1 protein-coding gene is annotated in these 934 nt (G+C 61.7%); it reads right to left on the bottom strand.

The features are described 5' to 3' along the window. Positions 1 to 122: 122 nt before the first annotated feature. Complete coding sequence (locus EN750_RS36450; RefSeq protein ID WP_127381266.1) at positions 123 to 887, bottom strand: ATP-binding cassette domain-containing protein; 765 nt, start codon at positions 885 to 887, stop codon at positions 123 to 125. Positions 888 to 934 lie beyond the last annotated feature (47 nt).

Below are 934 nucleotides of genomic sequence, written 5' to 3'. Positions count from 1 at the left end.
CCCTTGGACTGGGCGAATGCCGGCGTGAGCGTGGCAAAGGCCAGTGCAAGGATACCGAAGACAGCAAGAAGTATTCGCTTCATGTCGTTCGCTCCTCTTAAGCCGGACCCCTCTTTTGTCCCTCAGCCTGTCGGTCCGGCACCGGCAAGCGTCTCACCGGTGATCATGTTGATCACCGCATCGGGACTTGTTTTATTGCGTGCGACATCGCCGGCCACAACGCCCTGGCGGATCACCACGATCCGGTCGGCGACCTGAAAAGCCTGCTGCATGATATGGGTGATGATGACGACGCCGATGCCCTGGTTCGCCACCTGGCGGATCATGTCGAGGCCGCGCCGTGTCTGTTCGACGCCGAGGGCGGCGAACGGTTCGTCGAGCAGCACCAGCTTGCCACCCCAGTGCACGAAACGGTTGAGCTCGATGGCTTGCCGCTGGCCGCCCGAGAGATGCTCGACATTGGCCCGCAGCGAGGGAATGCGGGTGCCGGCATTGGCCAGCGCCTTTCCAACAACGGCTTCCATGGCGTGCTCGTCGAGCACGGGAATGCCGAGAAACTTGCGTGTGATCTCACGGCCCATGAAGAAATTGGCGACCACGTCGACATTGGTGCACAGCGAGAGATCCTGATAGACGGTCTCGATGCCCGCGGCCTTGGCCTCGGCCGGTGATTTGGCAAGGAATTCCTTGCCCTCGAACAGCATGCGACCCGACGTCGGCTCCAGTCCGCCCGATATGATCTTCACCAGTGTCGATTTGCCGGCGCCGTTGTCGCCCAGCAGCGCCACGACCTCGCCCTTGCCGATCGAGAAGCTGATCCCCTTGAGCGCTTCGATCGCGCCATAGTTCTTGGTGACGTTGTCGAGCACCAGCAGGGGTTCACTCATGCCGCAATCTCCCTGCCTTTGAGAAGGTCGCGCTCGCGTTCGCGTTC

Origin of the sequence: Mesorhizobium sp. M7A.F.Ca.ET.027.03.2.1 (genome assembly GCF_003999175.1) — a bacterium.
Classification (GTDB): Bacteria; Pseudomonadota; Alphaproteobacteria; order Rhizobiales; family Rhizobiaceae; genus Mesorhizobium.
The sequence above is the reverse complement of the archived record's forward strand: the minus strand, read 5'-3'. Positions and strand labels throughout refer to the sequence as shown.

Coding starts and splice junctions, on each gene's coding strand:
- EN750_RS36450 (WP_127381266.1), bottom strand. CDS start 887: ATGAGTGAACCCCTGCTGGTGCTCGACAACGTCACCAAGAACTATGGC.